The following is a 24,625-nucleotide window of genomic DNA, read 5'->3' on the forward strand; positions in this document are numbered from 1 at the left end:
GAACATGAATATCATTCGCCCTATCACGAAGGCCGACTATAACGCGCTTAAAGAAATCGCCGTTGAATCAGGTATTGGCTTTACGTCTTTACCTGTCAACGACGAGTTGCTGCAGCGTAAAATTGATCGTGCAGAAACTGCGTTTAACAAGCCAAACGTAACCGAACCTGGCGATGAGTCATACTTGTTTGTGATGGAAGATACCACTACCGGCCAGGTAGTGGGTACAACAGGTATCGAAGCGGCTGTTGGCATAGATGACGCGTTTTATCACTACCATTTAAGCAAGGTGGTACATGCCTCGCGCGAGCTTAACATTCACAATACGGTAGACATTCTAACGTTTTGTAATGACTACACTGGCGTTACCGAGATATGTACCTTGTTCCTTCGCGAGCAAGCCCGTGGCGGCATTAACGGCCGCTTCCTTTCAAAGGTTCGATTCTTATTTATGATGGAGCACCGTGAACGCTTCTCAGAAACCGTTATTGCTGAAATGCGCGGTGTGAGTGACGAAGAAGGACGCTCACCGTTTTGGGAGTGGTTGGAAACCCACTTCTTCTCGATGGATTTTCCTACTGCCGACTACTTAACTGGCATTGGTAATAAAGTGTTTATTGCTGAGCTTATGCCAAAGTACCCGATATACGTAAATCTGCTTAGCAAAGAAGCGCAAGAAGTCATTGGCGAAGTCCACGACAAAACACGCCCTGCACTTCAGCTTTTAGAAGAAGAAGGCTTTTCTTGCCGCGGCTACGTAGACATTTTCGACGCAGGCCCAACGGTAGAAGCAAACTTAAGCCACATCCGCACGGCTCAGTCGAGTTTAAAACTGCCTGTTTTGATTGACGATAGCGCTGCTGCCCAAGGGCAAACGCACTACATCATTAATACATCAGTATCTGATTTTCGTGCAGTCGCCACCGAGATGACGGTAAGCGAAGAAAAGCAAGTTGCCGTGCTATCTCGCCAAGCCGCTGCTGCATTGAATGTCAAAGAGGGAGAGCACGTACGCTTTGCCCCCGTTACATTCAGAGATTAAAAGGACACCCACTATGCTACATACACATTTTATCAACGGTGAATGGGTTGCCGGACAAGGTCACGACTTAACGTCAGTTGACCCTGCAAAAAACGAAGTAATTTGGGAAGGTAAGTCTGCGACTGCCGCTCAAATTGATGACGCAATTAACGCCGCTCGAGCTGCACTTGTAGCGTGGAGCATGAAAACCGTTGAAGAGCGTCTAGAGATCATAAAGGTTTACGGCGCTAAGCTAGAAGAAGCCAAAGCGCACCTTGCCAAAGTTATGGCAAAAGAAACGGGCAAACCAGAATGGGAAACCGCTACGGAAGTGGGCGCCATGATGGGCAAAATTGGCATTTCTGAAAAAGCTTATTTTGAACGCACGGGTAACGTTGAAAACCCAATGCCAGTTGGTAAAGCATTCATTCGCCATAAACCTCACGGCGTTGTTGCGGTATTTGGCCCATACAACTTCCCAGGTCACCTGCCAAACGGACACATTGTTCCAGCCCTTATTGCAGGTAACACAGTTGTATTTAAACCAAGCGACTTGACGCCTATGGTTGCACAAGAAATGGTGAAGCTATGGGACGCTGCCGGCCTGCCAGCGGGCGTACTTAACCTTGTTCAGGGTGAAGTTGAAACAGGCAAAGCGTTGGCGTCGCATAACGACATTGATGGTCTGTTCTTTACGGGTAGTTCTCGTACTGGGAAAATCCTTCACGAGCAGTTCGCAGGTCACCCAGGTAAAATCTTGGCGCTTGAAATGGGCGGCAACAACCCACTTATCGTAAAAGACGTGGCTGATGTTGATGCGGCAGTACACGATATCGTGCAATCTGCTTTCATTACTTCAGGTCAGCGCTGTACGTGTGCTCGTCGCTTATTCTTGCCAGCCGATGCACAAGGTGATGCAATCCTTGCTCGCCTTATCGAAGTAACCAAAAACATTAAAGTTGGCGATTACGATGCAGAAGACCAGCCGTTTATGGGTGCTATGATCTCAAGCAACGCCGCTGCACTTATGGTGAAAGCGCAGCAAGAACTTGAAGACCTTGGTGGTAACGTGCTGGTTCGTCTTGAACAAAAAGACGAAAGCAAAGGTTTTGCTACCCCGGGCATTATTGACGTTACCGACATGCTTGCTTCGCTACCAGACGAAGAGCACTTTGGTCCACTACTTAAAGTAATCCGCTACAGCGACTTTGATGCTGCTATTGCAGAAGCGAATAACACCAGCTTTGGCTTATCAGCAGGTCTTCTGGGCGACAACGAAGAAGACTATCGTTACTTCTTCGCGCGTATACGTGCGGGCATCGTAAACTGGAACAGACCTATTACCGGTGCAAGCAGCGCTGCGCCGTTTGGCGGTGTGGGCGATAGTGGTAACCACAGAGCAAGCGCGTTTTATGCCGCTGACTACTGTGCATACCCAGTCGCTTCCGTAGAGCTAGACAAAGTCACTATGCCGGGCAAATTAAGCCCAGGCTTGTCGATGTAACCCAAGCTTTTACAGCGATAAAAGGCCGATGCAGAGTGTATCGGCCGGTTAAGCACCAACCCTATACGAACTATTCATTTAGAAATAGTCGACGACAGAAAGGACCCTATCACTATGCATAGCAACATCGATACGTTGTTTAGCAACATGTGGGACGATTACGTAACCATCACTCCCTCAGCGCATAAAATCCATGCACTTTTGGCGGGAGAGGAAAACACGAACGACATCGTTAACGACCATGTGGCTTTTAGAACTTTTGCTCTTGATAAAACCCGCTTAGACAAGCTTGCTGCGCACTTCTTAGCATTGGGTTATGAAGCGAAAGGCGACTATGACTTTGAAGCTAAAAAGCTGACTGCAAAGCACTTTGAGCACCCTGACGATACTAAACCAAAAGTATTTATCAGCGAGCTTCGGGTAAACGAGCTTTCTGAAACTGCTCAAGCTATTATCAAGAAGATGGTTGATCAAATGCCTGAGTCTGTAGTGGATGCCGATAACTTCTTGTACTCGGGTAAGCATTGGGACGTTACTAAAGCAGAATACGACACACTGCTTAACGAATCAGAATACGCGGCGTGGATGGCGGCATGGGGCTTTCGTGCTAACCACTTTACAGTAAGTGTTAATCACTTAACCCGCACTGACGAGTTGACTGACGTAAACACATTGCTTAAAGAAGCAGGCTTTGTGCTAAACACCTCAGGCGGCGAAATTAAAGGCGGTCCAGATGTATTTTTAGCGCAGTCGTCAACTATGGCTGACCGTGCTGACGTAGCATTTAGCGATGAGACTGTGGCTATTCCAAGCTGTTTTTATGAATTCGCGCAGCGCTATGAAATGCCTGACGGTAAACTTTATAAAGGCTTTGTTGCTGCATCAGCAGATAAAATCTTTGAAAGTACAAATGCTAAGTAGCGCGCCTGCTTAGTCATTAAAAAAAGCCCGTTAGGGCTTTTTTTGTTTAAGCTGAGCAAAAGACATTACCGATTAGGCTCAGTGCTATGCCTGGCAAGAAACTGGTCGTAAGGCATAGGTTTATCAAAGTAAAAGCCCTGCATTAACTTAATATCTGCTTGCTCCATAAAAGGTAAATAAGACTCTAATTCTACCCCTTCAGCCACTACATCTATTTGCAGGCTCTTCAACATAGCTATTAAACCATTAAAAAGCGCGTTTGCTTTGCTATCTTGGTGTATACCTTGAATTAAGCTTTTATCTACCTTGACCACCTCAAACTGAAAACTCCTCAGGTAGCTAAGTGATGAGAAGCCACTGCCAAAATCATCTAAAGACAACCTAAACCCACTCTCTCTGAGTGTATTTAATGCTCTTAGCGCAGACCTTTCGTCTCGTATAAACACGGACTCAGTAAGCTCTAATTCAATAAATCCGGGCGATACATTGTTATCCATGCAAATGGAGGCTGCTTGGTCGGGAAATTCCGGGTCGAGCATCTGATTTGCACTAATATTAACCGATAGCGGAATAGCTTCGCCTTGTTGCGATTCCATTATCGATATGTAGTCGCATGCCGCTTCTAGCGCTTGTAAACCAATGGCGCTATCTAACTTGTGCTCTTCTGCTATGGGGATAAACACTGCTGGCGATACCACACCATGCAGTCCAGAGATCCAGCGGCACAACACTTCACCACCCTTTAATACGCCATTTAAGTCATATTTACCCTGAATATAAAAATCAAGAAGGTGGTTTTCTACGGCCTTGCGCAAATCGTTCACCATACTGATCTGCTGCGTCATGCTTTCATAAAGCCCTGGCTCATAGACAAAGGTTTGCCCTTTCCCCAGCTCTTTTGCGCGATACATTGCTGCATCTGCACACTGGACTAAACCTTCAATGCTGTTGCTGTGTTCTGGAAATTCTGCAATGCCAATACTGGCCGACAGTCTGAGCTCTGTCCCTTTTACAACAATGGCGTCTTCTTCAATTTGACTAATAAGTTCCTGTGAACGTTCGGCAATGTCTTCAATATTTTGGTTAGGCACTACGGCAATAAATTCATCACCTCCCCACCTGCCAACTTCCCCAATGGGACCGAACATACCGGTAAGTAACGCACCGATGCGCTGTAGTTCTGCATCGCCTCTTTCATGCCCCGCATTATCATTTATGGCTTTAAACCCATCTAGGTCAATAAATACAAGAGAAAAAGGCTGCACTTTTTTCACTAACTCTGAAATAGACTCACGAAGCGAGTTACGATTAGAAAGACCCGTTAATTCGTCATGCAGGGCAAGTTGGCGAAGTTTCGCCTCGTTGCGTTTTCTATCGCTAATATCGCGCATTGTTGCGATTAAATAAGTCGAGGTTTGTTGATAGGTTTCGAACAAAGCCACAGAAATATCTACCACTTTCATTTCGCCGCTTTGGTTTTTTATTTTTGACTCAAATCGAACCTGCTTATCGATGGCCAATTGCGCTTTATCAACTTTCTCTGCGATAAATATTTGATTGAAATTCACCCCTACACATTGCTCTTTTACTGACATACCAAGTAAATGGATAAAGGCATCATTACACTCTGTAATAATAAGGTCGGGAGAGAGGACTAACATAGGCTCTCTTGAACTAGCGAACGCAGAGGCCATTAAATGGAAAGATTGTTCGGCTTTGCGCTGCTGGGTGATATCTTTGGTAGTTCCCACAATGTGCAGTGCTTCGCCCGCGCTACCCCGCTCTAGTACACGGCCGCGTAACCTTACCCATTGGTAGCTATTTTCTAGCATTAAACGAAAGGAAAATTCAACGCGATCGCGATTGCCGTGAAGTGCCATGGTCCAGTGAAACTGAAGCCCTTCCAAATCGTCCTCATGTACTCGCTCAGAAAGCTGAATTAAGGTTCCTGACCATGTAGATACGCTCCCAGAGTATAGAGAAAAGGAACGAATTTCCATTACATCACTTTGCGCCTCCCAACGCCAAAATGACTCTTGCGAAGCCCACAGGGCAAGCTCTAAATCCTTTTGCGCGCGTTGGCTCTTTTGCAAAGTAGCATATAAGCTTTGGGTCTTTTCTCTGAGCAAACTTTCGGCTTGCTCTCTGGCATTTCGCTCTCGCTTTAAACGACGCTCAATTAAAGCTAAAGCGTCGTTATTAACGGATTTGCCAATGGATGCATCGTTTGACATTACATCCCCCGTTAAACAACAAGAGATATGCTAAATTCGTACGTGTGAGGCGTTTCTAGTTGATGGGTTTCCCTTTCAAGTTTGCAGTTGTAATAGGCTGCAGCGGCGTCCATCAAGCCCTCAGCTAGGGGATATAACTCTCTTTCAGAGTAATATTGTAGGCGCATGGAGGTGTCTGTGCGTGACAGCACCTTAAAACGCGGGAGGTCTGCGTCTGGATAAAGCTTTTTAACCTGGACATGGATATCGCCGTCCAAGTGCTCCAACATGTCTAGCATGCTATTGGTATTGGCTAATACGTCACCGTGTACGGCCCCTAACTTACCGAATAAATAAAAACCAAAATCGTATAAGAGTTCGTTAGCAGATTTACCCGTTCTCTCTACCAGCACACCTACCAGGCGTTGCATCTGTTCAAACGGGTAATAACCCACTGCGGTATAAGCTCCGTCGTTCTCTAACCCAGCTTCCATGATGACATCATCAGCGAACTCAGGAGAAACCTTCTCCTCAAGCATGTCGATTAACGATGTAAAAACTATGCCTAACATGTAAATTCCTCATTCATTCCTTTAATGAGTGTAGTTCACCTAAGCATAAGAACAACTTAAACTTTATAACAAATCTTCAGGTGCTTCGTCTTTATTTGATAGCACTACTTCTACGCTATCAACTCGCTGTAAACCGCGAGGCAATTTATTCCCCCTACGGCCCCTTTCCCCTTGATAATGGGTAAGGTCTTCAGCACTTAACGTCATATTGCGCTTCCCTGCTCCAACCTTAATGGCCGCGCCATCAGGCACAACGGTCAGCACTTTGACATACTCTTCACGAGACTGTGATTTTGCTGAAGGAATATTGATCAGCTTATTTCCTTTTCCTTTGCCTAAACTTGGCAAGTCGCGAAGCGGGAACATAAGCATACGCCCTTCGTTAGAAATACTTAAACACCAATCAGAGTCAGGGTTAGTCACTGGCATTGGTTTCATTACTTTCGCTGCTGTAGGCAATGACAAGTAGGCTTTACCCGCTTTATTCTTGCTAACCATATCTTTGAATGTGCCGACGAAGCCATAGCCGGCATCAGAACCCACCAAGAACTTACTCTCGTCTTGCGCCATAATCACGTGCTGGAAGGATTCCCCACCAACAATACTAAAGCGCCCGGTTAAAGGCTCGCCTTGACTTCGTGCAGAGGGAAGTCCGTGAGCGTCGCACGAGAATGTTCGCCCTGAGCTATCCATAAATACGGCAGGTTGATTACTTTTGCCTTCAGCGCTAGATAAATAAGCATCACCCGCTTTATAGCTTAGCCCTTCAGCATCAATATCGTGACCTTTTGCACAACGTGCCCAGCCTTTTTCTGAAAGTACAACTGTAACTGATTCCGCAGGCACTAACTCTTTTTCAGACAGCGCTTTAGCTTCGCTACGCTCGACAATAGGTGAACGCCTTTCGTCACCGTATTTCTCGGCGTCAGCAAGGATTTCTTTTTTAATGAGGGTTTTAAGGCGGCGGTCTGAGCCAAGCAGTTGCTGTAGCTTGTCACGCTCGGCAGCTAGCTCGTCCTGCTCACCCTTAATTTTCATTTCTTCTAATTTGGCTAAGTGGCGAAGTTTCAGCTCTAAAATGGCTTCGGCCTGTTTATCACTTAAACCAAAACGCGACATCAGCTCAGGCTTGGGTTTGTCATAGGTACGAATAATTTCGATAACTTCATCGATATTCAAAAACGCAATTAACAAACCTTCTAAAATATGTAAACGAGCCAATACTTTATCTAAGCGATACTGCAAACGTCGTGTCACTGTATCTTTTCGATACTGCAACCACTCAGATAAAATAGTACGCAAGTCTTTAACCTGAGGGCGACCGTCTAGACCTATCATGTTCAGGTTAACGCGGTAATTTTTCTCAAGGTCGGTAGTTGCAAACAAATGCTGCATTAATTGGGTAACGTCAATGCGATTTGAACGAGGAGTAATAACTAAGCGAGTTGGATTTTCATGGTCCGATTCATCGCGCAGGTCACTTACCATTGGCAGCTTTTTCGCCTGCATTTGCGAAGCTATTTGCTCTAGGATCTTGGCGCCAGACGCCTGATGAGGTAGAGCAGTAATGACCACATCCCCATTCTCTTCGCCGTAGACAGCACGCATTTTTATTGAGCCACGCCCAGTCTCGTAAAGCTTTTTAATATCGGCTTTTGGCGTAATAATTTCGGCTTCAGTGGGATAGTCTGGCCCATTAACATGTTCAAGGACATCGCTAAGCTCAGCTTTACTGTTGTCCAGCAGCATAGCGCATGCGTTAGCCAACTCTCTTACATTGTGCGGTGGAATATCAGTGGCCATGCCTACTGCAATACCTGTCACACCGTTAAGTAGTATATGCGGTAAACGGGCAGGTAATACACTTGGTTCTTCTAACGTACCGTCGAAGTTGGGCACCCAGTCTACCGTGCCTTGGCCAAGTTCGTTTAACAGCACTTCCGAGAATCGAGAAAGCTTAGCTTCGGTATAACGCATGGCTGCAAACGATTTAGGGTCATCCGGTGCGCCCCAGTTCCCCTGACCGTCAACCAAGGGATAGCGATATGAGAAAGGCTGCGCCATAAGCACCATGGCTTCGTAGCAGGCAGAGTCACCATGTGGGTGAAATTTACCAAGTACATCACCTACAGTTCTGGCAGACTTTTTATATTTTGCATTCGCGCTTAAGCCTAAATCGGACATCGCATAAATAATACGTCGCTGTACCGGCTTTAAACCATCGGAAATATGCGGAAGAGCACGGTCCATGATGACGTACATGGAATAGTTTAGATAAGCGTCTTCGGTGAAACGTCGAAGAGGAAGTTGCTCTACCCCATCGCGATTAATGATGATCTCGTCACTCATGATAGTTTTTTCGTTTTGTTATTAATACCAATGCGCTCGTAATAGAAAGGCCGTCATTCCCGTTGTGTTGTAGCGCACTACTTACTGAATGTACGCGAGCGTTTAGGCTATTGTGGGGTAAACCGCATTTGTGTGCAATCTTTGAAAACAATTGTCACCACTTTTCAAATAGCCAATGCCTCTCAGTCTTTGCTATTTAGCAAAGATCCTTGCAATGTAAATGCTATCAATGTGTTAATTGTTTGCTTTGTTATTCTGCAAATAGAGTGTTTAAATAGAACGGGTTGAAGTTTCCGTTCAATATTCACCCTAAAAATAATAAAACCCTTATCTAAATGGTAGTTAAAGTACAGAATAATATGGCAACCTTTCGCGCACTTTCTTTCCTAATTATTTTGCTAGCTAGCTTCTGGCCTTCTTGTTCCCAAGCGCAACATATCGAGCAGCTTTTTGACGAACAAAGTACGTTAGATTTATCCGACTCACTGTACTTTTTATTCGAAACCGACTACCAACTTACCATTGGCGATGTATCAAGAAGACGAAACGACTTTCTTATGCATCCTCACGGCAATCCGAATTTTGGCTTTCGCAATAATGGTATGTGGTTGCTTACATCCGTTGCCAACGTTTCAAACGACAAGAACTGGGTGTTTTCAATAAACTTTAGCCAACTTGATAGTGTTGATTTCTATTTAGTACAAAATGGAAAGGTCATTAACCAGAGCCATCAAGGTAAGACGCAAAAAGAACAACGTTTTCGCGTCCCCACCTTTCGCGTCGAACTCCCTAACAGCGACCCTGTCGATCTTTATATACGTATCGAAAGTCACTCTTCAAGCCTTATAGCTCCACTTCGCATACAGGCTGAACTTTTACACAGCAGCTATTTCCAAATGGACAGTTTGCTATGGGGCTTTTTTTACGGCGGCTTACTCATACTTGCTATCTATAATTTAGCCCTATTTTTAGGCGTGAAAGAAAAAAGCCTGCTTGCTTATGTCGGATATATATTAGCGGTTATCTTGTGGCAATTCGTGTGGGGTGGGCATACGCACCTATTGTTCACTCAAGGTATCCCCATTTGGTTAGCTGGTCATTCAGAGTTAATATTCGTCATTATTGGTATCAGTTCAGGCCTGTTTGCCAAGACTTTCTTAGAAACCGAAAAGTATTCGCCCACTGCTCACCCTATTATTAACCTATTATTAATCTGCCAAGCACTGACGGGACTGGTGTGTTTTATTGATCTTCTTCCTTCTATGTGGAAGAACAATCTAGTGTATGGCGTTGGGCTTATAGCAATTTTAAGCTATGTCTACGCGGGGTTTGAGGCCTTCTTAAATAACTTCAAACCGGCACGATACTTTATTTTTGCATGGGGTATGCTTGCCACGGGCGCTATTGTTGGCATGTTAAGCCTTATCGGCGTGCTGCCTTCAAACGATTTTACTACCTACTGCTTCCAAGTTGGCGTTTTCCTTGAAGCAGGGCTTTTTTCTTTTGCATTGATGGAGAAAAGCAGGGGGCAGCTTGAAAGTGAAGTGGAACAAGCAACCAATGATTTACGCAACAACGTTGAACTTATTGAAGAGCAAAATGCTCGTTTAGACATTGCACGAAAAGATGCCATTAAGGCCAGTAACGTAAAGTCTCAGTTCCTTGCAAACATGAGTCATGAAATTAGAACGCCACTTAATGCAATACTGGGGTTCAGTAAAGAACTCAATAACGCATTATTGCCTACTGACCAGCAAGAACAGGTGCGGATAGTCAGTACCGCAGCCGAAAACCTGCTTACTATTGTTAACGATGTACTCGACTTTTCAAAAATTGAAGCGGGCAAACTTCAAATCAATAACCAACCTTTTTCTCCTAATAAATTGCTCGAAGAGATGGTCACAATAATGGCTAAATCTTCGCATAGTAAACGTATCGAGTTCGTTTTTGACTTAAAACCACTACCTGAAAAACTTTTAGGCGATGTGTTTCGCATTAAGCAAGTGCTTAACAACTTACTCAGCAACGCACTTAAATTTACGTCTAGCGGAACCATTACATTATCAGTAAATGGGCGTTTACTTCCTCACGGTATCCACGAGTTAAATATTACCGTTGAAGACACGGGGATTGGCATTAGCCGGCAAGACAGGAAAAAGCTTTTTAACGCTTTTTCTCAGGTAGACGATGCGCTTAATCGCAACTATCAAGGCACGGGCTTAGGTCTTGTTATTAGTAGAGAACTCGTTCGCCTGATGAACGGAGATCTAACGCTTAAAAGTGTGCTGGGCCAGGGTTCTATGTTTAGTGTTTCCCTTCGCATGAATCAGCTTAGCCAAAAGTATTCATTGACGAGTAGCGAAGACTGGAAAGGGAAAAGCGTGGTCATTTTCGACCCCATTCCTGCTACCCGCCGCTCAAGCGCTACTATGTTGTCGATATTGGGTGCCAAGGTCACCTCGGTGGAGTCCTTAGAATATTTAGCTACACTAAGCGGCCAGCATGACTTCTTTATGGCAACGGTACCGGTAAGCAAAATGGTACTGCGTGATACTTACCTTAGCCAATTTGTGCAGTTCCCAGCCAAAAAACGAGTACTCTGGTATTCTGGCCCTGAGCCCTTTGCGCAATACCCTAGCCTATCGCAGCACTTCCATTCGCAAATACGTATGCCAATAACGTTGACTAAGCTAGATAGCCTGGTAAACCAACACACAACGCCAGCGAAAAACGCCATGCAAGAAAAAATCAGCAGCTTGCCTAACGTGAAAATATTGGCTGTTGATGACATGGAAATGAACCTGAAACTTCTGCACACATGGCTTGACCAGTCACCTGTTGAGCTCATTACAACAATTAGCGGACAAGATGCCGTAAACCAGTGTCAGACACAAGAGTTCGACCTAATTTTAATGGACGTTCAGATGCCAGGCATGGATGGTATACAGGCAACTCGTGAGATACGCAAGTCTCCTGTCAATATGGGCACGCCCATCATCGCTGTCACCGCACACGCATTTAAGGAAGAGCAAGAGCGATTGCTCGCATCAGGTATGGATGATTACCTTCCTAAACCTATCGAGGTAGAGTTACTTATCAACCTTATCAAGTCGTGGTGCCATAGTATTGAGCCAGGAGAAATCGAAATCCCTTCCGTTGACTGGCAGCTTGCGCTAAAACGTGCCAATCAAAACCAAGACACCGCAAAAGAAATGTTGGAAAGCTTTATCACAATGCTTCCAGAAACTATTGATACGCTTTCAGTCTTGTGGGGAGAACAAGACTATAACGAGCTTAAAACCGAGGTACACAAGCTTCATGGAGCATGTTGTTATACTGGCTTGCCACGCATGCAGCACCTCGCCCATGAAACTGAAAGTGCGCTCAAATTAGGCCAACATAAACTCGTTGATGAGCACTTACCCGCACTTATCGCTGAAGCTAAGAAAGTATTACGAGAGGGTAATACCAATGCTTAACGAATGATTCACCACGCAGCACGATAAGTGCAGCGTGGCTTAATCGTTTTGAAAAGACTGCCGAGTGTGCTGACATTCGGCGATTAGCCTGGCAAATTCGCTGGCGTCCCTATCTAACTCTGAACTAGCTATAAAAATATCAAAACCAAGTCGTTTTCGTAGCTCTACCATTCGGTGAGCTAACATGGCTTTTATTCCCTTAATGATAGTGCCGTCTTCCATAACGTAATGATTATCGTCAAACATCGATTGTTCGTAACAACTTCCCGACGCACAGCCTTCGTCAGTATTTTGCATTAGCAGAGGCCGCTGCTCCATCAATAAATGTGTAGCAAGCCTAGGTGATATTGTGTTTAGAAAATCAGTGTAGCTTTTTATTTTGAAACCGATTGTCTCTAGGGGCACGTGATCTAACCCATGGCGCACACGTGGGCAATCTGCGCGCTGTAGGTTGTCCCAGTGAATTCGCCAACTCCCGAGACGATGGCGATAGGTGATGTAATCTCTGGCTATTTCTAAACTATAGTCTGGTTCGCGCACCTTAAAATAGCCGACCAACAAACACACCAGTGCCGCACTTGTCATAAAGATACCGGCTAAAAATAGCCAATCTGGCAAAAAGACCAGCCACAATGCTGCAACAAATAGCCCTACACAGCCTAAAACTAGGCTAGTAATGCCGTTACTTTTTGACGCAGCTCGGATATAGATAGGTTCAACACTAGTGCCAGACATATAAATACACCATCAACATAACTACAGCCCAAACAATATAGAGTCTAACGCGTTTGCATTTTACGCAGTCAGTATGCCACCAGCGCAAAATTGGGTTTGATTTTCGCATACGCTAACAACACTCTCTTATACGCCTATTAAAAAGGGATAGTTTAACCCTAAAATTAAGCTAATGTGTTATTTCTATAGCGATACCGCTGAAATGCCGCCACTATAGTCGGCGTAAAAACTAGCGATAAGATAACAGAGAAGCCTACCCCACCAGCAAGGACAACAGCTAGCGGCGGCCAGAAACTCCCCTCGCTGAACAACAACAGCGGTATTAAGCCGCCTACCGTTGTAAATGTTGTCGAAAGTATGTGACGGCTACAGCTCATGGTTTCTTCAACAATGGCTTTGGTATCGCCTTGCTTTGCTGCAGGATTAGCATTAATGGCCGCAATGACGACTATCGAGCCGTTGATTGCAACGCCGATAAGCCCAGCACAACCAAGTAGAGGGTTAAATCCAACTGGCAAACCAGAAATCCACAAGCTAAACATTCCCAACCCTACCGAGAAAACAGCAACAAGCGCAATAACGCCAGCCATACGCAAGCTAGTAAAGGTTAAAATGAGCGTGGTGACCATTAGCACTAATAAAACCGGAGCATAGGTAGCAAGCTTGCCTAACGCCTGCTGTTGCTCGTCTGCATCGCCTGCCAAATGGATGCTGTATCCCTCGGGCAAAATAAGGCGGCTTTCAAGCAAATCTCTTAACTGATTACTGGCATCAATTGCCGGTACACCGGGAAGCAAAAATGCTTGGATACGATTAAGCCTTTCTCCATCTACACGGGTGATACTGCTAGTGGCTGGCCGAAGTGTTAAATTCGTCACAGCAGCTAGAGGCGACCATGAGATACCACTTTCACCGGCGACAGGTATGGGCATAGCATCCACACCCGCAACGTTTTGTCTGTATGCCTCATCAAGTCGCACTCTAACGGGAATTTCCTCAGTGCTTTCCAGCACAGAGCCGCCTGTAATCCCCGAAAAGTTAATTTGCATCTGATTGGCAAGCTCAGAAAGCGTTAAGCCGAGATAAGACAGATTATCGCTGTCAGTATTTATTTTAAGTTCAGGTTCAGCCATTGAAATACTGGTGATCGACTGAGATATACCGTCAACTTGTGACATCAGCATACGCACTTTATCGCCTAGATCGTTCAGTATGTTAAGATCGGGGCCGAAGATTTCTACTTCGACAGGCGCAGCAATAGGCGGCCCCTGTCCAAAGGTTCGTACTACAATCTGTACTTCAGGATACTCGCTATCAAGGGAGTGCTGCAGCTTACCTACCAGCGCTACGGTGTCTTCTACCGTGTTTGTCGACACAACCGCATTTGCAAAATACGGCATGTTGTCGCGGGTCATTGTTTGATTGTAATAGACCGACGGCGCTGATCCCCCCACCAACCAACTGACTTGCTTCACCCCTTGTTCGCCGCGAATTGCGGTATCAATTTTTTTAACATAATGAGTAGTGTTATCTATACTGCTTCCTTCTTTCGTCCACAGGTAGACTTCAAATTGATCCCTATCTGCACTTGGGAAAAACACGTTAGCAAGTGTTGTGGACAGCACAAATCCGGACAAGCAAAGTAAGGCAACGACCGGCAGCACGAAAATAGGCTGTTTAATCCAGCGACCTAGCTGTTTTTTAAAGGCAAAACTAAGCTGTGGTGCTTGTAACCCAACTTTCCACCAAGATGGTGATGCCTTTTCACGGACCGAGTCATTATCGTGCTTAGGTAAAAAGCGAGCGGCCAACGCAGCTATAATAGTCAGCGAGATGAACAGTGAACCAATCAGCGCCATAACCACGCTAATTGCTATTGGCCCTACGAAATCACCAATATTTCCATCAAGAAGAAAAATTGGCATAAAGCCAAGAATGGTAGTAAGTGTTGAAGCCAATAGTGGCGCAAATAGGTGAGACACACTTTTAGCCATTGCTCCCACCCTTGTCAGGTTAGGATCTTGCAGATTAATGCGTATTTCATCGGTGATTACAATGGCGTTATCAATAAGCAAGCCGATGGCAATAATCATCCCAAAAATAGACATTTGATGTATTTGTTCGCCGTAAAAGCTTAACGAAAACAAAGCAAAGGCCGCACACAATGGCAGTGCTAAACCCACAATCCACGCCGCTCGAAATCCCATAAACAGTAGAATGACCATCATGACAACGGCACACCCCATAAGCAGGTTCATCGACAAGTCAGCAAGGCGGTTAGCCGTATATTCGTTTTGCTCAAATGCGACTGTCGCAGTCAACGTTCCGCTGAATTCATTATTAAATTGCTCTACTACCGCTAATGCATTTTTTGTCCACACATCAGAGCGCAGTGAAGGCTGCATACGGGCTGCAACAAAAATTGATTCTTCGCCATTCAAAAAGGCTACTTCGCCTCTAGGCGTGGTGTAACTGCGCTCTACCGCCGCCACATCTTCTACCCTCAAGTAGCGGCCCTGTGCGTTCACCAAAGGAATAGACGCTATCATATTTACGCCATTTAAGCCCTCTCCTACTGTAAAGCGCACGTTGCTTTGCTCGGTGTTCAGCATACCCGCTGGCAATTTGGGATCGGCTCGGCTAATTGTATTGCTGACCTGCTGAAGTGTAAGCCCTGTAGCGGCGAGCTTAATAGGGTCAATATTTACACTAATTTCTTCCTGCGGTGCGCCGTAAACGCGCACCAACTCGGTTCCGTTAACATTGCGAAGTCGATCGGTAAGTTCTTGGGCCAATCGAGCAGTTAGCGTAATAGGAGTATTATCAAAATGGTCGGCTCGAACAGAAAGGAGCAAGGTAAAAGCGGTTGCACCACGCTTTTCGTCAAATATCGGTGCCATCGCGCCTTCTGGAAAGGACTCGGCGGCATCACCTAATGCATCGCGGATCTCGCTAAATAGCTGCTCGTTACTAGTGTTATCAATCCAGTCTTGGGTTTCAATTAATATGATGGAAATCCCTGCTCGAGAGGTGGATTTCACTTCTTTAATTTCAAATATTTCTCTTAACCTGTCTTCAAGTACATCACTGACCAAAGCTTCAACACGCTCGGCTGAAGCTCCTGGATATTGAGTGATGATCAGCGCGTTTCTTGTATCAATTCGAGGATCTTCTATTCGCGGCAGTGAGCCTAGCGCGGATAAGCCTGCGGTGATCAAAATCAACAGACTTAAAATCAGCAAATGGCCGCGTCGGTAAAAAAGCGTGTACCAAGGATAAGGCTTATCGGTGTCGACATTGAATGACTTCATTAATGCGCCCCGGTTTCTTGCTGATTGGGAAAGGCTACCTTTTGTCCGGGCGCAAGTTTGTGCGTGCCTTCGTCAACGTAAATATCGCCATCTTCAAGTGCACCCCGAACAAACGCCTTGTTTCCATCGGTGTATACCACTTCGACTACACGCGCTTGCAACGTAGGGCTTCCCTTACTTGGTAAAACCAACACACGCCATAACCCTCTAAGTCCATTACTTAACGCACTAACTGGAAGCCATGTACCAGTTTCGGAGTGTGAACGTAACGCAGACAATATTGCCATATCACCTGGACGAACTTTTTCATTGTTATTAAGGGTAACAAGAATATCCACAGTTCGAGTTTGTACATTGCGAACGGGAAGACGCTGAGTTACCGTTCCCGTAACATCGGTATCTCCAACTCTCACGAGCACGGCTTTATTATCGTCAAACTGCTCAACAACTTCCGCGGGCACCGCAAAGCGCACCTGATAGTTTTCAGTACTTGTAATACCAAACACAGGACTGCCTGGATTCACCACACTCCCTTCATCGAAAAACCGACGATTAACTACACCATCAAACGGAGAAAGAAGTGTGGTTTTTCTTATTTCCACATTAAGAGATTCTAAGGCGGCCTGTATTTCACTCACTTGGGCCTTAGCGACATTTAAATTCGCTTTTGCTTCGTCTAAGCGTTGTGCTGACTCTAGCTTTCTCTCCACCAATGAAGTGGTTCTATCACTATTAACTTTAGCAAGTGTAAGGTCAGCGTTTGCTCGCTCGAGCGCGGCTTGTAACTCACGCTTTCTTGCATTTAGGCGCTGCAAATCTTGGTGAGCAAGTATATCGCCTTTCTTTACCACTTCGCCTTCATCAACAAGCATTTGGGTTACTTGACCAGCGACATCAAACGATAACGATGTTGCCTTGGGTGATTCAACTAAGCCAAACACATTAATGGGTGTTTCAAAGCCTGACTGAATTTTTACTTGGCCTGTAGACACTGTTACGGGCAGCCTTGCCTCTGGCGTTTGTGTTGCGTTGCCCAAACCTGCCGTCATTAAAAGAATAATTAAAGCTGCAGTGAAAACGGCAATCGAAATTATTAACGTGAATTTACCACCTTTAAGCGGCTTATTTGCAGCAGTCATAACAGTTCCTTTAACCGATTTAGCGAACATTTCCGGCTATATTTGCATACTTATTGTGCTATGCTAGTATATAAATACTAGACCGTCCAGTATGATATTTAAATATTCATCAATACAGAGAGAACCTACGTGGCAAACACCAAGAAGCAAGGCCGTCCAAAGAGTGAAGAGAAGTATCACCTTGTACTGCATGCTGCGTCCTGCCTGTTTTTAAAGGAAGGATTTGCCAATACATCAATGGACACTGTGGCTAAGGCCTCTGGAGTATCAAAACAGACTGTTTACTCTCATTTCGAGAATAAAGATACTCTTTTCAAAGCGGCTATCTCTTCAAAATGCAGAGCGTATCAACTCGATACTCAACAACTCATCGACGCCTCATTAGGCTCACTTTCACTGTTTGAGTGCTTACAAAAAGTGGGCTGTCAGTTTGTACGCCTCCTACAAGACCCTGAAGCTATCGCTATATTCCGCGTAATTATAGCCGAAGCGGTGAATAGCCCACACGTAGCTACACTTTTTTATCAAGCAGGCCCTGAGGCTTCACTCGCTACACTAAGCTCAGTGATTGAGAAATTTGGACAAGGTAGCTTGAACGCTGAGGTTGCACAGCAACTTGCTGTGGATTATTGCGCGCTACTAAAGGGCGAGTACCACACCATGATGTTATGTGGCATAAAGTCTCCGCTGACAGACGACGAAATCAAGACGCACGTTGATAGTGCCGCAGAAAAAATCCTGCTGCTTTTTTCTCATTACACGCAGCAAAGTGACAAACACCTTAAATAATAAGAACCTTCTCGATTAGCTTAAATAAAGGTTTGATAAGCTAGCAGACAAAGAGAAACGTAAAACAAGATTAACCTTGCGCTAATGACTTAGCACCTGCGGTATTATAAACTAGCGGCGTTTTCGTTGATGATTGAGAAGCGCATGTCTGACTTTACCGGTAACCACATTCTTTCGGTTAATCAATTCGATCGCGACGCCATTGAGAAAGTCTTCTCAGTCGCCAATTCCATGAAGCCTTATGCCAAGCGACAAAAGCGCACGACCGTATTAGACGGCGCAATTCTCGGCAATCTATTCTTTGAACCTAGCACGCGTACCCGCGTGAGCTTTGGCACTGCTTTTAATCTTTTAGGCGGCGAAGTAAGAGAAACTACCGGTATGTCGAGCTCTGCACTGGCTAAAGGCGAATCACTTTATGATACCGCCCGCGTGCTCAGCGGCTACTCTGATATTATTGCCATGCGACACCCTGCAGCCGGCTCCGTTGCTGAGTTTGCAGAAGGTAGTCGAGTGCCTGTAATTAATGGGGGAGACGGCGCAAACGAACACCCCACCCAAGCACTTTTAGATCTATTCACAATTAAACGTGAGCTCGAGTACAACGGTCACGGTATTGATGGTTTACATATCGCAATGATTGGCGATCTGCGATACGGTCGAACGGTACACTCATTATCTCGCTTGTTATGTTTGTTTAAAAACATTCGCTTTACGCTCATTTCGCCGAAAGAGCTGGCCATGCCTCAACCAATTATTGACGCAATAGAAAACGCTGGACATCAACTTACTATCACGGACACGCTCGAAGGAAATATGGATGCGGATATATGCTATCAAACACGTATCCAAGAAGAGCGCTTTCCTTCTCAAGAAGAAGCGAACAAATACCGAGGTAAGTTCCGTTTAAACCAGTCAATCTACACGAAACATTTTCAGTCGAAGACAGTTATCATGCATCCACTTCCACGAGATTCACGTATGGAAGCCAACGAATTAGATAACGATCTAAACCTTAACCCAAACCTCGCTATTTTTAGGCAAACCGACAATGGGGTGCTTGTAAGAATGGCTTTGTTTGCGCTTACTCTAGGTGTAGAAAACCTTCTCACTAAGTATGAGCGTGACGTAGTTTGGTACAGCAATAAGAGTAAGTAATTACATGCAAAAATCTGAAGCCCTATTTACCCGCGCCCAAAAAACCATTCCTGGTGGCGTAAACTCACCTGTTCGCGCATTTAAAGCGGTAGGCGGTACACCCCGCTTCATTACTAAAGCTGACGGCGCTTATATGTGGGATGCGGATGGCAAGCAATACATTGACTACATTCAGTCTTGGGGGCCGATGGTACTAGGTCACAATAATGCAAAAATTCGCGAGGCCGTAATTGAAGCATCATACAACGGCCTCTCATTTGGCGCGCCTACTGAAGCTGAAGTGACTATGGCTGAATTGGTTAGCGAACTGGTTCCATCCATGGAGATGGTGCGCATGGTGAACTCTGGCACAGAAGCCACCATGTCAGCTATTCGTCTTGCTCGCGGCTACACCAGCAGAAACAAAATTGTTAAGTTTGAAGGCTGCTATCATGGACATGCAGACTCACTTTTAGTTAAAGCTGGCTCTGGCGCATTAACCCTTGGTGTGCCTAGCTCACCAGGTGTCCCTGCCAGCGTAGCCGAACATACTCTTACGGTTGAATACAATAACCTAGACAGCGTTAAAGAGGTTTTTGAAGCTCACGGCGATGATATCGCCTGCATTATCGTTGAACCAGTGGCTGGCAACATGAACTGTATCCCTCCTGTAGAGGGTTTTCTTGAAGGGCTTCGCGCGATCTGTGATAAGTACGGCAGCGTGCTTATTTTTGATGAAGTGATGACAGGTTTCCGCGTATCTCGTGGCGGCGCTCAGGAGCGCTACAAGGTTAAACCTGACTTAACCTGTCTAGGTAAGGTGATTGGCGGAGGCATGCCAGTGGGCTGTTTCGGTGGTCGCCGCGATATCATTACGCATATCGCGCCAACCGGCCCTATCTACCAAGCTGGTACGCTTTCAGGCAACCCAGTTGCCATGGCGGCAGGTCTTGCTGCATTAACCCAAATTAAACAGGCAGGCCTTTACGATTCCATCTTCGAGAATACACAAAAACTAGTTGATGGATTTCAGGCACTAGCTGACAAACACAATATCAGCCTAACTACTAACATTGCTGGAAGTATGTTTGGGATATTCTTTACAGACGTAGAGAAAGTTACTAACTATAAGCAAGCGATTAACTGCAATACAGAGCAGTTTAATAAGTTTTATCACGGTATGTTAGAGCAAGGTGTTTACTTGGCTCCCGCTTCTTACGAAGCAGGCTTTGTCTCTAAAGCGCACGATGCAGAGGTCATTGAAAAAACTCTTGCTGCAGCAGATAAAGTTTTCTCAACTCTATAAGCTCATTTTTGCTTAAAGTATTTATTAACTCTCGGCGCTAACACTAGTATAAATGTAACTAAAAACTGTATGTTAACGCCGTTTTCTCCTTTATACTTCCTTAGCAGCTTAAATTTCATTCTTTTTGAGTTGTTTTTCTTTAGGAAATTGAAAGGTTTGGTTAACAATGGATTGGCAATTATATGCCCTTTTTTCGCTTGGAATTTATAGCATTGTTGTAAGCGTTCTTTATGTGAGGCGAAGCAGGCGTTTTAAGTATCGTTTACAAAGAGCACTTTCACGTAACACAAGTAGGCATGCTGCCACACTTCAAGCTGCAGACCAGGCTCGATTTCAGGCGGCCGCCGATGAAGCTTTAAAACTCACTCAAACTTTCCAAAAGTTTGTTCCCCGTCAATTTGTAGAGCATATGGCTACTACCGAAGTAGAGTCACTCGAGCTTGGCTACGCGGCTGAGAACGATGTCGCTATAATGTTTTGTGATATCCGTGGATTTGCCGGTTTTAGTGAGCGGATTACGCCGCAAGAGTTAATGAACTTCCTTAATTCTTACTTTACGCGAATGAACGACCCCATTCACCAAAATCGCGGTTTTATTGATAAGTTTATGGGCGACGGCATAATGGCGCTATTCGACCACCAAGGTGGAACCCCTAAACAAAAAGCGTTAGATGCAGTTAAAGCTGCGTTAGATTTACGAAAAGCGCTAACTATCTATAACGGGCATAGAAAAAACTGCGATTACGAAGCTATTAACATGGGGATAGGCATCCATTTTGGCCAAGTCATTATGGGAACAGTGGGCTCAGAAGATAGGATGGACACCACGGTTATAGGTGATAGTGTTAACATCGCCTCTCGTTTAGAAGCCCTTACGCCTAAGTATAAAGCCGATATTATTGTTAGTGCACAGGTGCTTCAAATTATCGGTCCTGACGAATCTCTTAAAACCCGTCTCCTTGATTGGGTTAGGGTTAAGGGTAGAAAAGCGCCAATCGAGATATATGAAATACTTAGTCACCTGCCAAAGGAAGAGCAAGAAAAGAAACTTGCGGTGCAAGCAAAGATAGCGACGGGTTTAGCGTGCAGAGTTAACCAGCAATGGGAAGAAGCAATTGTCTATTTTGAGGCAGCGTTAGCAATCAGTCCCAATGACTCTCTAGCGAAACATCATCTGGACGTTTGTCAAGTTTATCAAAATTTAGAACTCAGTGAAGATTGGGATGGCGCTCTGGTCCTCTAATTGTTTCAGACTTGGCTCATAACCAATATTCCAGTACACGTAGGTCATTACCCACTATTGACACAAAGCCTGCAAATTTAATTTCCTGAGAGCTTTGCCTGCTGACGAATAAAAGTGATCGAAGGAGCAAAAAATGCAGCACCTGTTTCAGCACTGGTAAAGTCCAACCAGCGATCATAGTCGCCCTCTCCGTTGCCGTATATTTGGCTGTGGAGCATCTGTTTAAATGGCCGCGCACTGGCACTACAGCTTACAAAGAATAAACCTTGAGAGGCCATATCACCGTATGGCATGCCTTGCTTAATTAGCCTTGGTTCGTCGCCATCCGGCGCAACAGTGCTTGCCCTAACACAATGCGAAGATTCAGACTGTTCGCTACTTACCAAATTGTGTTCTTGCGTGGTGCCCATCACCTGTTCTTGCTGACGGCTTGAAAGACTATTCCAGCGCCTTAAATCATGGCGATAGCGTTGTATGTGAACATAGCTGCCACCGCTAAAATCAGGGTCATCTTCGCCAATAATCCCGACTTGTCTACGCTTCATGCCACGAGGGTTATCCGAGCCATAAAGATACCCATTGAGGTCACGCCCATCTAAGTACCTAAACCCTCTTATTTGCTCTACCAGTTCTACATGAATACGCAACAAATCCATCACTTCAATGCCAACCGCATGACAAATATCCAGCCTATCAGCGCGAATTTGAATGAAGAGATCGCAAGGCATGGTGGGCGCGCTTCTGTCTTCACACTGCATATCAGGAAAAGGGGCAAGCTCAACAGGTATCAAACCGGGGTATACCTCAGCCCAGTAACCGGTGCCAATAGCGACAACGCCGGTTACCATGGCTTCGTAGTGCTCATTCTCAAAATGCTCGAATATATCCAGCACGCGAGATAGTTTGGCGCGTACGGCTTGGCTATCGTCATCAATGACGTTCAGTAATAAATACTGTGCATGTAAATTTGGCTCAGCGCAGAGGCCTTTTTGTGGTTGTGTCATTGCCGCTCTTGTTGTTATCAACGCCTTGTTCTGACGTTTCGCTGCTGGCGATCATTCGCCGCGCTTTGTTGTGCGAACCTTATTGTAAAGTGTAGCGGCTGCTTCAAACTTTGAAACCCTTTAAATCGAAGCAGCAAACGGGGGAACAAATTAACTCCGCCGCCTATTATTTACACTAGTGTGCTTAATAGCCCGCGGCTTGTCCATCTTTTCGCGTTTCTGAAGCGCCAAAATAGACACCTTTCTGCTCGTCCCAAGCGATGGCCTGATAGCCACCGAACGCGCCTACCACGCGTTGAAGCTTATGCCCCCGCTCCATTAGCTCTCGCTGAACGGTTTCACTGAACCCTGATTCTAAGCTCACATAGCCACCATCAGTCATCAACGCACCCGTTGGGCTACTCGACCCACTGTGCAGTATGCGTGGAGCATCCCCCGCTTCCTGCAAATTCATTCCAAAGTCGAGAATGTTTACAATAATTTGCGCATGCATTTGGGGCTGAGTTCCACCGCCCATCACGCCAAAGCTCATCACTGGCTTACCGTTTCTTGTTACAAAAGCCGGGATAATGGTGTGAAATGGACGCTTTCCCGGGCGATATTCGTTAAAGTGCCCTTCTTCAAGCGTAAACATCTCACCTCTATTTTGAAGAATAAAACCTAGCCCTGGAGGTGTCATGCCTGAGCCCATTCCACGGTAGTTACTTTGAATTAAGGACACCATATTGCCCTCTTTATCAGCAACGGTCAGATAAATGGTATCTCCTTCATAAATACCCGCATCAACGCGATTCGCTGCGCGTTCATTATCTATGAGCTTCTGACGCTTAGCGGCATACTCTTTCGAAATTAGCCATTCGACTGGAATATCGTTGAAGTCTGGATCCGCATAGAACTTAGCGCGATCTTCAAAGGCGAGCTTCTTGGCTTCAACAAAGGTATGGATGTAGTCTGCTGAGTTAAACCCCATTCCTTCGATATCATAGTGCTCAAGCACATTAAGAATCTGTAGTGCCGCTATGCCTTGTCCGTTGGGCGGGAGTTCCCACACATCATACCCTCGATAGTTAGAAGAAACGGGCTCTACCCACTCCGAGGTATGCGATGACAAATCCTGGTATGACAAAAAGCCGCCTTGAGACTTCATGTAAGCATCGATAGTGCGTGCGATATCGCCCTTATAAAAAGCATCTCGCCCACCTGTTGCAATTTTTTCATAGGTCACGGCTAACCCAGGGTTTTTAAAAACATCGCCTTTTCGCGGTACTTTACCGTCAATAAGAAAAGTCTCAGCAAAGCCGTCATAGTGACCAATTCGCTCGTAATTCATCTGCCAGTAATAGGCAATGACTTCTGAAACAGGGAACCCCTCACGGGCATATTTGATAGATGGGGTAAGCAGCGCAGACATGGGCAGCTTGCCAAATTTTTCGTGTAGTGCAAACCAGCCATCTACAGCGCCAGGGACAGAAACGGGTAGCGGACCAAATTTTGGAATTTGATGCAAACCACGCTCGGCAAACACCGCTTTAGTTAGCTGTCTGGGTGAGCGGCCAGATGCGTTTAAGCCTACTAGCTTTTCTTCTTTTGCATCCCACACAATGGCAAATAGGTCGCCGCCAATACCGCTGCCTGTAGGCTCAACTAAACCTAACATGGCATTGGCTGCAATGGCCGCGTCAACCGCGCTGCCGCCTTGTTTTAAAATATCCAACGCCACTTGCGTAGCTAATGGTTGGCTTGTTGCTGCCATGCCGTTCTTTGCAATAACTTCTGAGCGACTTGCAAAGGGATGCCCCGTTATTCTGTCGTAGCCCAAACAGCTGATACTAAAGAAAGCCAGTATCAAAGGTAGAAGTCGCACACTTGCAATCATAACCGTCCTTTTACTAAAACGTTGCC

Annotated in this window: 16 protein-coding genes; 8 read left to right on the forward strand and 8 right to left on the reverse strand. The window is 45.5% G+C overall.

Annotated features, from left to right (window positions below; translation table 11 throughout):
- Nucleotides 1–4 precede the first annotated feature (4 nt).
- The 3 genes from astA to ACXAER_RS08230 all read left to right on the forward strand — a co-directional run bounded on the left by astA (nt 5) and on the right by ACXAER_RS08230 (nt 3,446).
- Nucleotides 5–1,042 carry an arginine N-succinyltransferase gene (gene astA, locus ACXAER_RS08220; RefSeq protein WP_474809096.1) on the forward strand — a complete coding sequence of 346 codons (1,038 nt, stop codon included), beginning with the start codon at nt 5–7 and terminating at the stop codon, nt 1,040–1,042.
- A 13-nt stretch (nt 1,043–1,055) separates the two neighbouring features.
- On the forward strand, nt 1,056–2,525 hold the full coding sequence (astD, locus tag ACXAER_RS08225; RefSeq protein ID WP_474828246.1) for a succinylglutamate-semialdehyde dehydrogenase: 1,470 nt from the start codon (nt 1,056–1,058) through the stop codon (nt 2,523–2,525).
- Nucleotides 2,526–2,639: 114 nt separating this feature from the next.
- Nucleotides 2,640–3,446 (forward strand): DUF1338 domain-containing protein, encoded by an 807-nt coding sequence (locus tag ACXAER_RS08230; protein ID WP_039217670.1) that lies wholly within the window; start codon nt 2,640–2,642, stop codon nt 3,444–3,446.
- A gap of 65 nt (nt 3,447–3,511) precedes the next feature.
- Here the strand turns inward: ACXAER_RS08230 and ACXAER_RS08235 are convergent, their stop codons facing one another.
- The 3 genes from ACXAER_RS08235 to parC all read right to left on the reverse strand — a co-directional run bounded on the left by ACXAER_RS08235 (nt 3,512) and on the right by parC (nt 8,580).
- Nucleotides 3,512–5,680 carry a putative bifunctional diguanylate cyclase/phosphodiesterase gene (locus ACXAER_RS08235; RefSeq protein ID WP_474828249.1) on the reverse strand — a complete coding sequence of 723 codons (2,169 nt, stop codon included), beginning with the start codon at nt 5,678–5,680 and terminating at the stop codon, nt 3,512–3,514.
- Nucleotides 5,681–5,691: 11 nt separating this feature from the next.
- Complete coding sequence (locus ACXAER_RS08240) at nt 5,692–6,231, reverse strand: heme NO-binding domain-containing protein (protein WP_474828251.1); 540 nt, start codon at nt 6,229–6,231, stop codon at nt 5,692–5,694.
- A 63-nt stretch (nt 6,232–6,294) separates the two neighbouring features.
- Nucleotides 6,295–8,580: a DNA topoisomerase IV subunit A gene (parC, locus tag ACXAER_RS08245; RefSeq protein WP_474828253.1), complete on the reverse strand. Its 2,286-nt coding sequence runs from the start codon at nt 8,578–8,580 to the stop codon at nt 6,295–6,297.
- Nucleotides 8,581–8,939: 359 nt separating this feature from the next.
- On the opposite strand from parC, the gene ACXAER_RS08250 reads away from it, so the two are divergent.
- The gene (locus ACXAER_RS08250; RefSeq protein ID WP_474828255.1) at nt 8,940–12,059 is read left to right on the forward strand and encodes a hybrid sensor histidine kinase/response regulator; all 3,120 of its coding nucleotides are present in this window, start codon (nt 8,940–8,942) and stop codon (nt 12,057–12,059) included.
- A 39-nt stretch (nt 12,060–12,098) separates the two neighbouring features.
- Here the strand turns inward: ACXAER_RS08250 and ACXAER_RS08255 are convergent, their stop codons facing one another.
- The 3 genes from ACXAER_RS08255 to ACXAER_RS08265 all read right to left on the reverse strand — a co-directional run bounded on the left by ACXAER_RS08255 (nt 12,099) and on the right by ACXAER_RS08265 (nt 17,244).
- Entirely contained in the window at nt 12,099–12,794 is a 696-nt protein-coding gene (locus tag ACXAER_RS08255; protein WP_474828257.1) for a DUF2982 domain-containing protein, read from the reverse strand.
- 164 nt (nt 12,795–12,958) lie between these two features.
- Nucleotides 12,959–16,105 carry an efflux RND transporter permease subunit gene (locus ACXAER_RS08260; protein WP_474828259.1) on the reverse strand — a complete coding sequence of 1,049 codons (3,147 nt, stop codon included), beginning with the start codon at nt 16,103–16,105 and terminating at the stop codon, nt 12,959–12,961.
- On the reverse strand, nt 16,105–17,244 hold the full coding sequence (locus ACXAER_RS08265; protein ID WP_474828261.1) for an efflux RND transporter periplasmic adaptor subunit: 1,140 nt from the start codon (nt 17,242–17,244) through the stop codon (nt 16,105–16,107). Before ACXAER_RS08265 ends, ACXAER_RS08260 begins: the two co-directional genes overlap by 1 nt.
- 129 nt (nt 17,245–17,373) lie before the next feature.
- Here ACXAER_RS08265 and ACXAER_RS08270 point away from each other — a divergent pair, with 129 nt between their 5' ends.
- The 4 genes from ACXAER_RS08270 (at nt 17,374) to ACXAER_RS08285 (ending at nt 21,719) form a co-directional block, all read left to right on the forward strand.
- Complete coding sequence (locus ACXAER_RS08270) at nt 17,374–18,033, forward strand: TetR/AcrR family transcriptional regulator (RefSeq protein WP_474828263.1); 660 nt, start codon at nt 17,374–17,376, stop codon at nt 18,031–18,033.
- A 144-nt stretch (nt 18,034–18,177) separates the two neighbouring features.
- Nucleotides 18,178–19,191 (forward strand): aspartate carbamoyltransferase, encoded by a 1,014-nt coding sequence (locus ACXAER_RS08275; protein ID WP_474830538.1) that lies wholly within the window; start codon nt 18,178–18,180, stop codon nt 19,189–19,191.
- A gap of 4 nt (nt 19,192–19,195) precedes the next feature.
- Nucleotides 19,196–20,476, forward strand: a complete 1,281-nt coding sequence (hemL, locus tag ACXAER_RS08280) for a glutamate-1-semialdehyde 2,1-aminomutase (RefSeq protein ID WP_474828265.1) — start codon at nt 19,196–19,198, stop codon at nt 20,474–20,476.
- Between the two features lie 166 nt (nt 20,477–20,642).
- The gene (locus ACXAER_RS08285) at nt 20,643–21,719 is read left to right on the forward strand and encodes an adenylate/guanylate cyclase domain-containing protein (protein ID WP_474828267.1); all 1,077 of its coding nucleotides are present in this window, start codon (nt 20,643–20,645) and stop codon (nt 21,717–21,719) included.
- 77 nt (nt 21,720–21,796) lie between these two features.
- Here ACXAER_RS08285 and ACXAER_RS08290 read toward each other — a convergent pair whose 3' ends face one another.
- The gene (locus tag ACXAER_RS08290; RefSeq protein ID WP_474828269.1) at nt 21,797–22,723 is read right to left on the reverse strand and encodes a Dyp-type peroxidase; all 927 of its coding nucleotides are present in this window, start codon (nt 22,721–22,723) and stop codon (nt 21,797–21,799) included.
- Nucleotides 22,724–22,907: 184 nt separating this feature from the next.
- Entirely contained in the window at nt 22,908–24,599 is a 1,692-nt protein-coding gene (ggt, locus tag ACXAER_RS08295) for a gamma-glutamyltransferase (protein WP_474828271.1), read from the reverse strand.
- Between the last annotated feature and the right edge of the window lie 26 nt (nt 24,600–24,625).

The sequence above is a fragment of the Alteromonas sp. AWJ4_199 genome (assembly GCF_056159165.1).